At 43.1% G+C, this 12,555-nt stretch carries 8 protein-coding genes, 2 pseudogenes and 1 other annotated feature; of the genes and pseudogenes, 3 read left to right on the top strand and 7 right to left on the bottom strand.

Going from position 1 to position 12,555, the window contains the following annotated elements:
- The 3 genes and pseudogenes from ACP45E_RS12920 to thrA all read right to left on the bottom strand — a co-directional run.
- A pseudogene (locus ACP45E_RS12920) lies at positions 1–389 on the bottom strand (threonine synthase); the annotation flags it as partial.
- Positions 386–1,342, bottom strand: a complete 957-nt coding sequence (gene thrB, locus ACP45E_RS12915; protein ID WP_026026524.1) for a homoserine kinase — start codon at positions 1,340–1,342, stop codon at positions 386–388. The gene thrB and the pseudogene ACP45E_RS12920, both read right to left, overlap by 4 nt.
- Before the next feature lie 14 nt (positions 1,343–1,356).
- A complete protein-coding gene (thrA, locus tag ACP45E_RS12910) occupies positions 1,357–3,816 on the bottom strand; it encodes a bifunctional aspartate kinase/homoserine dehydrogenase I (RefSeq protein ID WP_017035419.1) in 2,460 nt (819 codons plus the stop codon).
- A gap of 29 nt (positions 3,817–3,845) precedes the next feature.
- Positions 3,846–3,961 (bottom strand) — a sequence feature (Thr leader region).
- Between the two features lie 271 nt (positions 3,962–4,232).
- On the opposite strand from thrA, the gene ACP45E_RS12905 reads away from it, so the two are divergent.
- Entirely contained in the window at positions 4,233–4,685 is a 453-nt protein-coding gene (locus ACP45E_RS12905; RefSeq protein WP_017035420.1) for a hypothetical protein, read from the top strand.
- A gap of 126 nt (positions 4,686–4,811) precedes the next feature.
- On the opposite strand, the gene ACP45E_RS12900 is transcribed toward ACP45E_RS12905, so the two are convergent.
- Positions 4,812–5,300, bottom strand: a complete 489-nt coding sequence (locus ACP45E_RS12900) for a putative 4-hydroxy-4-methyl-2-oxoglutarate aldolase (RefSeq protein ID WP_017037346.1) — start codon at positions 5,298–5,300, stop codon at positions 4,812–4,814.
- A 476-nt stretch (positions 5,301–5,776) separates the two neighbouring features.
- Between ACP45E_RS12900 and arcA the strand changes: the two genes are divergently transcribed.
- Positions 5,777–6,493, top strand: a complete 717-nt coding sequence (arcA, locus tag ACP45E_RS12895; RefSeq protein ID WP_017035422.1) for a two-component system response regulator ArcA — start codon at positions 5,777–5,779, stop codon at positions 6,491–6,493.
- Between the two features lie 101 nt (positions 6,494–6,594).
- Here arcA and ACP45E_RS12890 read toward each other — a convergent pair whose 3' ends face one another.
- From ACP45E_RS12890 to ACP45E_RS12880, 3 genes are all read right to left on the bottom strand, one after another.
- Positions 6,595–7,050 (bottom strand): hypothetical protein, encoded by a 456-nt coding sequence (locus tag ACP45E_RS12890; protein WP_017035423.1) that lies wholly within the window; start codon positions 7,048–7,050, stop codon positions 6,595–6,597.
- 5 nt (positions 7,051–7,055) lie between these two features.
- On the bottom strand, positions 7,056–9,401 hold the full coding sequence (arcB, locus tag ACP45E_RS12885) for an aerobic respiration two-component sensor histidine kinase ArcB (protein WP_026026522.1): 2,346 nt from the start codon (positions 9,399–9,401) through the stop codon (positions 7,056–7,058).
- A 141-nt stretch (positions 9,402–9,542) separates the two neighbouring features.
- Positions 9,543–10,487: a TIGR01212 family radical SAM protein gene (locus tag ACP45E_RS12880; RefSeq protein WP_017037344.1), complete on the bottom strand. Its 945-nt coding sequence runs from the start codon at positions 10,485–10,487 to the stop codon at positions 9,543–9,545.
- Between the two features lie 551 nt (positions 10,488–11,038).
- On the opposite strand from ACP45E_RS12880, the pseudogene ACP45E_RS12875 reads away from it, so the two are divergent.
- Positions 11,039–12,555 (top strand): annotated as a pseudogene (locus tag ACP45E_RS12875) (glutamate synthase subunit alpha); the annotation flags it as partial.

Below are 12,555 nucleotides of genomic sequence, written 5' to 3'. Positions count from 1 at the left end.
GCTGTTAAAATCGTGATTTTCCCGCCATTAGAGACTGCCGCAAGAGATTGAGCCATAAAACGGCCACCAAAATCTTTAAAGGCGAGTGTTGGTCCGTGAAATAGCTCTAGTGCATAAACACCCTCTTTCACTTGCTTAATCGGTGCAGGAAATTGAAACGCTTCTGCCACTAAGCCAGTCACCGTTTCTTTTGACAATTCATCACCAATGAGTGCTGACAAGATTTTTGCACTGCGAGACGTAAAATCTTCTGCTAGTAGCGCATCAATGTCGTCAAACTTAGGTAATTCTGATGGGAAAAATAGCCCTTGATTACGGCCTAGACCTTGGCGAACGGCTTGGCTAAAAGAGACTTGTTCATCATTTTCTTTGATGTTGTAGAGCTTCATAGTGAACTTCCTGTAACGGTCGAGCCTTGCTTGTCTAAACGACAAACATGGACGAATCCTTCTTGATTTTGTACATAATTTTGTTCAAGCCAACGAGCAACTCGCTCAGCGACTTCTTTATCTTTACAAACACTAAATAGCGTTGGGCCACTACCAGAAATTCCGGTGGCTAGCGCCCCTGCTGACATTGCGTACTTTCTCGCGTCAGCAAAACCGGGGAGCAGTTTCTCACGATATGGTTCTGCGATCACGTCTTTGATCATTTTTGCCGCTAATTCAGGCTGACCAGAATGGCAAGCGTGAATAAAACCCGCTAAGTGTCGGCCATGAGCAATGATATCTTGACGACGATATTGAGAAGGCAGTATTTCACGCGCTTCAGCGGTAGAAACGGTAATACCTGGATACGCCATCACCCAGTACCACTCATCAAAACATGGGACTTCCTGGCTAATGATACCTAGCTCTTCCAACATCAGTTGTAAGCCACCTAGATAACATGGAGCCACGTTATCGTAGTGGATACCACCAGAGATCTTACCTTCCATCTCACCCATTAATGCTAACAGTTCGGTTTCATTTAATGGTTGCCCATGAAATCGGTTAAGAGCATCCAGAGCAGCAACGATTGAACACGCGCTAGAACCCAGCCCTGAGCCGATAGGCATGTTTTTTTCAAGCGTCATTTCTAACGGCTTAAGCTCAACATTCTTTTTGGCTAATTCACGAGCAAACACGACCCAGCAATCATAAACTATGTTGTCTTCCATGTTACTCGGCAACTTAGCAACAAAGCTTCCGGCTGTTTTTAAACTAAAAGGTTGGCTGCCACTTTTTACCAGCACTCTATCACCCAACAGAGTGCCATCAATTGGTGAGACCGCTGCGCCCAGAACATCAAAACCAACGCTCACGTTGCCTATCGAGGCAGGAGCATAAACCACTACATCCATCGAGTTACTCATGGTTATACTCCTAACTTCCAACCAAGGGTACGCATAACATCAGAGAAAACCCCTGCTGCGGTTACTTCTGTGCCTGCACCATAGCCGCGAAGGACCAATGGAATAGGTTGATAATAGCGACTGTAAAATGCCAACGCATTTTCACCGTCTTTAATTTTGTACATTGGGTCATTTTCATCAACGGCAGCAATGCGAACCTTGCATTTCCCATCTTGAATTTCACCCACATATCGCAATACCTTGCCTTCTTTAGCGGAATCAGCACAAAGCTGTTGGAAATAAGCATCAGCTTCTGGCAAGCGCGCCATAAACTCTTCAACACTGCCTGAATCATCAAAGCCCGGTGGCAGCGCTTGATCAACAATCACATCTTCTAGCTCTAATGCCATACCCGCTTCACGAGCAAGAATGAGCAGTTTACGAGCCACATCCATACCGGAAAGATCGTCACGAGGGTCCGGTTCAGTAAAACCATTATCTTTGGCGATATTGGTCGCTTGGCTGAGGGTCATTCCTTCATCTAGCTTGCCGAAAATGTAAGAAAGCGATCCAGATAAGATACCGTTGAATTTTTCCAGTTCATCACCCGCAGAGATTAAGTTCTGCAAGTTCTCGATAACTGGAAGGCCGGCACCAACCGTTGTTTCATACATTAATTTACGACGGGAGCTACGGGCAACCTCACGCAATTGGTGGTAATACGCCATGCTGGATGTATTGGCTTTCTTATTGGGTGTAACGACGTGGAAACCCGCTCCTAGGAAATCCGCATACTGGTTAGCAATCACTTCGCTGGACGTACAATCCACTAACACAGGGTTGATAATGTGGTTACGTTGCACCAAAGAAATAAGGCGCGCTAAGCTAAACTCTTCCGTGGTGTTTTGCATTAGGTCTCGCCAATGCTCCAAAGGTAAGCCCGCACTATCGAGCAACAAGCCCTTGCTATTGGCTAAGCCACACACGCGAATCACAATACCTTTATCAGCCAGTTTCGCTTGCTGACGCTGAATCTGATCCACTAATTCGCCACCAACGCCACCGATACCGACAACGAAAACATCCAAGAAGTGCTTTGAATTAAACAGGTTCTCATGACACGCTTTAATCGCTTCCGCAATTTTGTCTTCAGGGATAACCGCAGAAATGGCTCGCTCAGAAGAACCTTGTGCGATAGCCACAATGTTGACATTAACTTCAGCCAGTGAAGCGAAGAACTGTGATGCAACACCGCGAGAAGTACGCATGCCATCACCGACCAGTGTCACGATAGCGACATTATCCATGAATTCAACAGGCTCAAGTAAGCCATCTTTTAACTCAAGTTCAAAAGCATCGCTCAACACTTGTTTCGCGCGTAGCTTATCCACAGATTCAATACAAAAGCTGATACTGTATTCCGACGAGGATTGTGTAATAAGCACAATAGACACACCTGCTGATGACATGGCGCCAAAGACACGGCTTGCCATTCCAACCATGCCTTTCATACCAGGCCCTGAAACGTTAACCATCGTCAGGTCATTCAGCGTGGTGATCCCTTTGATTGCCAGGTTATCTTCGCCAGTATCTTGGCCAATTAACGTACCCGCACCTTGTGGGTTAAAGCTGTTTTTGATCAAACATGGTATGTGAAATTGGGCAATCGGTGCGATGGTTTTAGGATGAAGTACTGACGCTCCAAAATACGACAGCTCCATCGCTTCTTGATAGCTCAATGATTTTAACAGGCGCGCATCGTCAACTAAGCGCGGGTCACAGTTGTAAACGCCATCTACATCTGTCCAAATCTCACAACAATCAGCACGTAAACAAGCCGCTAATACCGCAGCCGAATAGTCCGAACCATTACGCCCTAGAGTAACCAATTCACCTTTTTCATTACCCGCTGTAAAACCAGGCATGATATTCACATGGCCTTCTGGAAGAGGGGTTTGTTTAAAGTTCTGGGTTGAAACTTCCACATCGACCATGGCTTCAAGGTGGTCGCCTTTCGCAAAAAGATACTGGACAGGATCAATCAGACTCGCTGGTTGATTTTTCGCTTCAAGAACCGACTTCATCAATTGAATTGAAATTCGTTCGCCTTTACTGATAATGCGAGCATTCACATGGTTAGGGCACATGCCCAATAAATTGATGCCATGAACGAACTGGCGTAATTGAGATAAAGAGGTTTTCATTTGCTCGTTAAAGCCTTTACCGCAAACATTAGGCAGTTCAGACTTAATTTTCTCAAACAGCTCTTTAAAAGACGACTCAAGTTCTGAGATCTGTAAATCAGCTTCACCGTTTTGAAGAGCCGCTTCTATGACTGCGACTAACTTATTGGTTGTTTTACCTGGTGCCGACAGTACGACGGCCACTTCTTCTTGCTGTGCATTATTAGCGATGATATCCGCCGCTCTTAAAAAACGATCAGCATCCGCTAATGATGAACCTCCAAACTTTAATACTCGCATCCCTTCTCTCCAAAGTTTTTAAACTGATATAAAAAAAGGCCTGTATCTCGTTGGATACAGGCCTTTTTTGAATTTCTTTTCGGTTAGCAGCCTGCCCCAACATTGGTCATGTCGGTAATAATAATGGTGGTCATTACTAGTGTGCGGGCATATAACATAGAAATTTCTCTAACCTCGTGTCTCATTAACTATACGTTTACCTTATTTAGGCTCATATAGTCAACGAAAAGTTGGTTTTTTTAACTTTTCACGCTAATTACCTTGTTTATTTTGCTGTAATGCAATCGTTTACGGCTAAATATCAAAAATGAAGGTTTTAATAACTAATTACTATATAGAAGGGCTGACAGTTGGTTAGATTTTGTGCTTTACTTAGGCTTAAACAAAAATAACAAAGTACGGCAAAGGAGTGGCCCATGAAGATACTATTCAGTCTTATCATGCTGACGTTCAGTTCTTATGTCGTCGCGTCTCCACTGCCCCCACTTTCTAATGCGACCTCTTCTCCCCATCGACTTTTTGTGACCAGTGAGCAAGGCTCAAACCAATTCGATTCATGGAAAGTTGACACCGGTTACTCGTACAGCCTTTTCGATAACATTGATTTGTACGTAGGTACTCGTATAAACAATGCAGACAGTGATGGCAATGGGTTGTTAAGTGGTGTTAGTTATCAATTGACCAATCGAGTTTCTGTAAAAAGCTCTCTTCATTCTTATTCCGAAGTCGTCAATGACACGAAATCTGGTGCGCTTTCGGCAGAGGTCTCTAGCCGAATGAAGTTAACTGAGAATATCGATTTACATGCCACTCTCGATTATCAAGAGTGGCAACAAGGTATTGAGTTAGGGTTTGGATTTCGCTTTTAAACCTCAATATACGAATAATCCCACCTCCCTGCAGTTAAAGAATCAACCCTCAGAGATACCGACGACTTACTAGTACCCGATTAATAGAGAGTAGTCGTGGCGGTCAGCTTCATCCCAAAGCCGATATTATGATGATTCGATCAGCTTCTCTTTTGATGTAATAACACCATTCCAATCCGCGTAGATGTAATCACCAGGTTGAATCATCTGGTTCTGTATCGATAACGTTACGTTCACATCGCCCGCCCCTCTTTTCTCTGTTTTAAACGGACATGCACCTAACGCTTTGATGCCGAGATCCATTTGAGATAGTTGAGCAACATCCCTTACCGCACCAAAAATGATCACCCCTTCCCAACCATTTTCAATGGCGAGAATGGCGACCTGATCACCCATCAGTGCTTTTCGACAAGAATGGCTGCCATCAACAACCAGTACTTTCCCTTTGCCGTTTGTCGCCAAAACATCTCGAACTTTCGAATTGTCGTGATAACAACGTACCGTTTCAATTTGGCCAAAAAAAGCATCTCTTAAACCAAAGTTTTGTAAGGGCTGCTCAATGAGAGTCACCTTATCTTCATACTGGTCACAAATATCCGGTGTTATATCGTTCATAGTTCCTCCATGATTAATGTTAATCCTTTGCTGCTTACTAGGACGATGGCTTGGTCAAGTCTTCCTCCTGAAGTAAGGGTAACCTTGTTTAATTCCGATGTGCATCTTGGCAGAAAGACAAAAAGACAGTATCAAATGCACACTTAGATGCATAATAAGCTTAACAACTAAACCCCATTACTATTATTATTTGTTACATTTGAACTCTTGATGTAAATCAACAAAACTCAAGGAATTAACATTCAGTCATTGTTAGCATGCTGTTAAAAATATAAAATCTGCGGCATAGACTAATAGAGTTGACAGAAGGGATAAGGAAATTCTACCCACAAATTGTGGCACTAAGGATAGTCGGCAACGGTAGTATTATTTTTAATAACTTTAGTTTATTATTAAAAATTAATTAACCAAATGTAATTTTTTTGCCTAGTATTTAACCTATTAGCACAATTTTATCACAAGTTTAGGTACCGACAATGCAAACCCCGCAGATCCTTATCGTTGAAGATGAACAAGTAACTCGTAACACTCTTAAGAGTATTTTTGAAGCAGAGGGATACGCTGTTTTTGAAGCCAGTGACGGTGAAGAGATGCACCAAGTTCTGTCTGATAATCAAGTTAACTTGGTTATTATGGACATTAACCTTCCAGGCAAAAATGGACTTTTACTTGCTAGAGAACTGCGTGAACAAGCAAACGTAGCGTTGATGTTTCTAACCGGACGAGACAATGAAGTTGATAAAATTTTAGGTCTTGAAATTGGTGCTGATGATTACATTACAAAACCTTTTAACCCTAGAGAGCTAACAATACGTGCTCGTAACCTTTTAAGCCGCTCAATGAACGCTAGCGATGTGCACGAAGAAAAGCGCAGTGTAGAAAAATATGAGTTTAACGGTTGGGTACTCGATATTAACAGTCGCTCTCTAGTGAGCCCAAGTGGCGACGGCTACAAGCTTCCACGCTCTGAGTTCCGTGCGCTTCTTCACTTCTGTGAAAATCCGGGTAAGATTCAAACTCGTGCAGATTTGCTAAAGAAAATGACTGGACGCGAATTAAAGCCGCACGATCGTACAGTTGACGTAACGATCAGACGTATTCGTAAACACTTCGAATCTGTTTCTGGTACGCCAGAGATCATTGCCACGATTCACGGTGAAGGTTACCGTTTCTGTGGTGACTTAGACGAATAATCGTCATTTAAGTACATCAATGACAAGAAAGGCTTGCTACCGATAGCAAGCCTTTTTATTACCAATTTGTCACGTTCAGATTACAACATTCGACACTCAACTTAATGAACCATATCAATGTTCACATCACGTTCAACCAACCACTGCTCTTGACCGTCGCTACTGAGTTGCAATGCCACATCAACAGGAAGCCCTGGATTAACAGGCAACTGCCAGACAAATGCGATCTCCCACTGATTCGAGTTATGAGTACGAATATCAAACTCTTCACTGCTGATCAGCCACTCTTCGCCGCCCTGTTTAATCGAAACACGATTAATATCTAACTCAGCGGGTAACTCGCCTTGAGACTCAATATAAATGGCAGCATGCAAATTCTCCTCTGACTGAGATGATTCACCGATTGTTGGCATTCTATCTACCCAAAGTGAGCTTTTTAACTCAATCTGTGTTTGCGCAACGACCGTGGTGCTGCTTTCTTGCCAATTCACTTCCGTATTTTGACACCCGCCTAGCACTGTCAGTGCCAGAGATATCAATGCGATTTTTTTCATCATAATTATTACCTTTGAGCTAACCATTCTTTTAATATTTTAATATCATGCTGATATTCATTTTTAATCTCTTCTACCCAGTCAGAAATGTTCTCCCACCAAGTCACCCTTTCTGGTGATTGCGCTTTTTGCGCGATACTTTGAATGCGTTTCAAACCAATGGAGCCAGCGGCGCCTTTTATTTTATGGGCCTCAGAGACAATTCGGTCTTGGTCTTTTGCAATCATGTTTGAATCGAGAATTTCAATATAGCCAGGCATCATCTCTTCAAACATTTCGATGCTATCAATAACTGGCTTGATCCCCACGATATCGACATAGGATTCTAACATCGTGAGATCGAGTAAAGTGCTGTAAGTATCGTCTGATACGACGCTTTCTTTAATCGACTCAGAAGCCGCTGCATCACTCAATGAACATTCTGCCTGACACAACCGAGCAATGACATCTTGAATCGCTAACACGGAAAGTGGCTTACTCAATGCCTCATCCATGCCTTTGTCTAAGTATTCCTTCTTATTCTTCAATACATTTGCTGTTAGGGCGACTAAAGGCGGTAAATCATCGTAAGTTTGTCGGTATGACTGAGCCACATCAAACCCCGTCATATCGGGCAATTGAATATCCAGTAAAACCAAATCAAAATACTCCGGATTGAAAGTATCAATGGCTTCTTCCCCTGTCATGGCTACCGTCACTTGATGCCCAAGGCTTTCTAGCAATGAGCGGGCAACGGTGACATTTAACTCAATGTCTTCAACCATAAAGATATTCAGGCCAGGCTGCACAACAGGTATGGCTTTATCTGTCGTTGAACCCTCAGCAAGAGGCACCGTCATCGTCACAGTAAATGTGGTACCAAACCCTTCCTCACTCGATACCGATATATCGCCATTCATCATTTTAATCAGCTGTTTTGAAACCGATAAACCAATCCCTGTCCCTACTGCATGAAGATTATCCTTGCCCGACTTCACCTGATAATACATAGCGAATATTTTATCCAGTTCGCTCTCTGCAATGCCGATTCCCGTATCTTCAATCTCAATAACAATGTCAGCGTGCTCATCATAGCTTTCCGCGCTGACCGTCATCACGACGCCACCTTCTTTGGTAAACTTCATCGCATTGCTAATGAGATTCCAAAGTACTTGCCGTAATCGTGTGCCATCGACTTGAATCGTCGAAGGGAGGGCACTTAATCTTTCCAGATCAAACCGAAGGCCCTTTTGTTCAGCCATAAGCGCAGAGATGCTTTCTATTTCAGCGATGAACTCTTCAAAATGAAGTGGCGTTGGCAGTAACTCTAATTTTCGGCGGTCAAACTTATCCATATCGATAATATCGCTGAAAATATGGCCCAGTGTTATCGCACTCACATTGATTGTTTGCATGTAATTGCGTTGCTCTTTGTCTAATTGACTGTCTAGCAACATGCGACTTAACCCCACAATACCGTTGAGTGGTGTGCGGAGTTCATGGCTAATGGTTGAAATGAACGTGGTTTTATCTCGGCTCGCTTTCTCTAATGACTCTTCATGCTGTTTACGTTCGGTAATATCACGGCCAAATCCCACCAAACCTAAATGCGCGCCCTCTTTGCTATAAAAAGGCACTTTTCTCAATTCAAAGTAATTTTTTCTGCCATCGGGGTATTCCAGCCATTGTTCATAAGTGATCGCTTGATTATCAAGAAATACTTTCTGATCGGTATCAATGATCTGTTCTGCTATTTCTTTGCTATATACGTCTCTTGGTGATAATCCAACCAACTCACTTTCTCTTTTACCGGTGAGCTCTTCCATCGCACGATTACAACCCGAGAATATGCCATCAGCATTACGATAATAAATCAGGTCAGGGGAAGCATCGATAAACGATCGCAATAACGCCGTTCGCTCAGCCAGTTCTACTTGGGTTTTTTCTCGCTGATACACTTCATTTTCAAGATCATTGATCGCTTCTTTTCTCGCTTCTTCCGCTTTTATACGCTCTTCTATTTGTAAATTTAATTTTGCTATATTTTGTTGAAGGCGAAGGTTTAACTCTTGATCTCGAGAGCGCATATCTTTCAATTTTGACACCAATTTTGACAACCGCTGGCGAGACTCTTCCAACTGATCAACCACAACAGAAAGAAAGTAAACAGCCCATGGTGTGATGATCAACCCGAAAAATACCGAACGAACGATATCGATATCGTCAACATGACCACTTAAGGCCAAAGTGATTCCGACTTGAACTACAACGGCAAGAGCAACAAGAGCCATGGCGAGTAAGATAGAGAAACGGAGGATACCAAGCTTAACGAGAAGATCGACATAATACTGGGCGAGGTTTTTTATGGGTTTCATCATAGGCTTCCACATTAAATAGGCATTCAGTTTACTCTTTTTAGCCTAGATAGGTAAGCTAACCTCATCACAGCAAAAAGAACCTAACTGCATAAAATAAATCTTAGTTTATGCAGTTAGGTTCTGTTTCATAACGCGGTTCTATGAGTTTGTCAGTACAGGAGCAGAATAGCTAAAAGGCCGATTAAGTAATGAGCCCTGAGCACCATCACGATCCAGGGCTCGACCTATTTCGGTCATCGCAAGCCAACGATTTTCACACCATAGAGGGGCCAGCAATGTTGGTCGCCGGGCGGCGGAGGCAACACGGTGAAAAATGATCTCTGGTGGTGTCATACGGATAAGTTCGCTAGCGATAGACACGTAATCCTCCAGTTCTGGCGCGGTCAATTTTCCAGCTTTCCAAGCTTTCGCCATAGTACTGCCTTCAACAATATGTAAGCCGTGCAACTTTATTCCGTCGGTTCCCACCTGAAGTACTTTTTCCAACGTTTCTAAATTGTCATCTCGGGTTTCTTTAGGTAAACCGACAATCAGGTGTGTGCATACCTTGATACCCAACGAACGAGCTCGCTGGGTAATTTCAGAATAGCATTCAAAATCATGGCCTCGATTGATGTGTTTTAACGTCTTGTTACTGGCGGTTTGCAACCCAAGTTCAAGCCAAATTTCATAACCTTTATTCACGTACTCAGACAGTAGGTCTAACACCGAATCAGGGGCACAATCAGGTCGAGTTCCAACACACAAACCCACTATATCAGCCGCCTTGAGCGCTTCTTCATACATATTTCTAAGGACTTGTACTTCGGCGTATGTGCTGGTGTAGGCTTGAAAATAAGCCAGATATTTACGCGCTCGCTTCACTTCTCCTGCACGATCCGTAAGTTGTTCCACAATGCCTTTGACCTGTGTCTCCTCATCAACAAATGAAGACACATTGCAAAATGTACAACCGCCTCGTCCAATCGTTCCATCTCTATTGGGGCAGCTAAAGCCACCATGCAATGTTAGCTTGTGAACTTTTTCACCATATCTGCGTTGTAAATCTTGACCAATGGTATTAACCAACTCATGTAACTGCATAAACCGACCATATCTGTGTTTGCTAAAACGCTAGCAATCGAAACTATTATCAATTCGATTACTGAAAATTAATTACATCCCTGCAAGATAAAGTCACGCATATTAATGGCCTGCATATTGAGATTAACTATCGAAAATCAATAAACATGCAGAAATGTTGGTAAAAAAACCTCCTGTTGCACAAATGTTAACTATAATATGCATTTTTTAACTAAAAAAATGGTCTACAAGCGTCAGTTTTCATTGCAATGAGCCTCGACAAAATTGTAGGATACTTACACAATAGCGCCTAATTTGTATTCTTAATTACACGATTAGTTGCAGATTAATCGGTGAATCCAACCTCCCACCTATATAAGTCACTGGATTGTGATTTGAAACAACTGGATATCACTAAGGAATGTTTTTCTCGCCATATATTTCAGCGAGAGACGGAAAGGACTCAGACCAATCACACTGGTTGGTTTAGATTCATAAAAATAAAGGAACAGACTCAACACTAAGTTGGACTTAGCGATGTTGCGTCGATATTAAACTGGAAGGATGTATCTATGGTAGATAGAGAGCAGAGTGCACAGGGCATGTATACTCCGGAATTGGAGCATGATGCGTGTGGTATCGGTTTTGTTGCTCACTTAAAAAACCGTAAATCTCATGATGTAGTAACTCAAGCACTCGATATGCTAGCGCGTATGGAACACCGTGGTGGTCAAGGTTGCGATCCTTGCTCAGGTGACGGTGCGGGTATTTTGCTGCAAAAGCCTCATGAATTTTTACTCGAAGAATCAGTATCGCTGGGTATCAAGCTACCTTCTTTCGAAAAATACGGTGTTGGTGTTGTACTTTTCCCTAAAGATGAACATAAACGTGCTCAGTGTCGTGACATCCTTGAGCGTAATGCTCAACGCTTGGAACTGGAAGTATTAGGCTACCGCGAGCTGCCGACAGACAACTCTATGATTGGTGCTGATCCATTAAGCACTGAGCCTCAATTTGAACATGTCTTCATTACAGGTGGCCCGAGTACGACACCTGAAGAGCTAGAGCGTAAGCTTTACGTGCTGCGTAATTATACTGTTCGAGTTTGCCTAGAAAGTGTGTCTAACATTGGGGATGATTTCTACATCAACTCAATGTCATACAAGACTCTGGTTTATAAAGGCCAGTTAACGACGGAACAGGTTCCTCAGTACTTCCTAGACCTTCAAAACCCAACGATGGTGACCGCTTTAGCTTTGGTTCACTCTCGATTCTCTACCAATACATTCCCTCGCTGGCGTCTAGCTCAACCTTTCCGTTACATCGCTCATAACGGCGAAATCAATACGGTCCGTGGTAACTTGAACTGGATGAAAGCTCGTGAAGCGATCATTGAATCTGATCTTTTCACCAAAGCTGAAATCGACATGCTTCTTCCTATTTGTCAGGAAGGCAGTTCAGATTCATCAAACTTTGATATGGCACTTGAGCTCCTAGTTTTATCTGGTCGTAGCCTGCCACATGCATTGATGATGATGATTCCTGAAGCATGGCAAGAAAACAAAAACATGGATCCAACTCGTCGTGCGTTCTACCAGTACCACGCGAACGTGATGGAACCATGGGATGGCCCTGCGTCAGTATGTTTCACCGATGGTGTTCAAGTTGGTGCAACACTTGACCGAAACGGTCTGCGTCCTTCTCGCTACACAGTAACTAAAGACGACTTCCTAGTGATGGCGTCTGAATCTGGCGTAGTTGAAATCGCACCAGAGAACGTTGAATACCGTGGTCGTCTGCAGCCTGGTCGTATCTTCGTTGCTGACCTTGAGCAAGGTCGCATCATTTCTGATGAAGAAGTGAAAGACGGCATCGCAAGTGCACAGCCTTATGAAAAGTGGGTTGAAGAGAATCTTCTGAGCTTGAAAAAGCTACCAGATGCAAGTAACGAATTTAGCCAACCTTCTCCAGAAAAGCTTCTACACAAACAACAATCGTTTGGTGTGAGTTCTGAAGAAGTCAACGAGATCATTCTTCCTCTTGCAAAAACAGGCTACGAGCCTCTTTCAGCAATGGGGGCAGACTGGCC

It is taken from the genome of Vibrio genomosp. F10 str. 9ZD137 (genome assembly GCF_049974785.1).
Lineage (GTDB): Bacteria > Pseudomonadota > Gammaproteobacteria > Enterobacterales > Vibrionaceae > Vibrio.
This window is presented reverse-complemented; position numbering and strand designations above follow the sequence as displayed.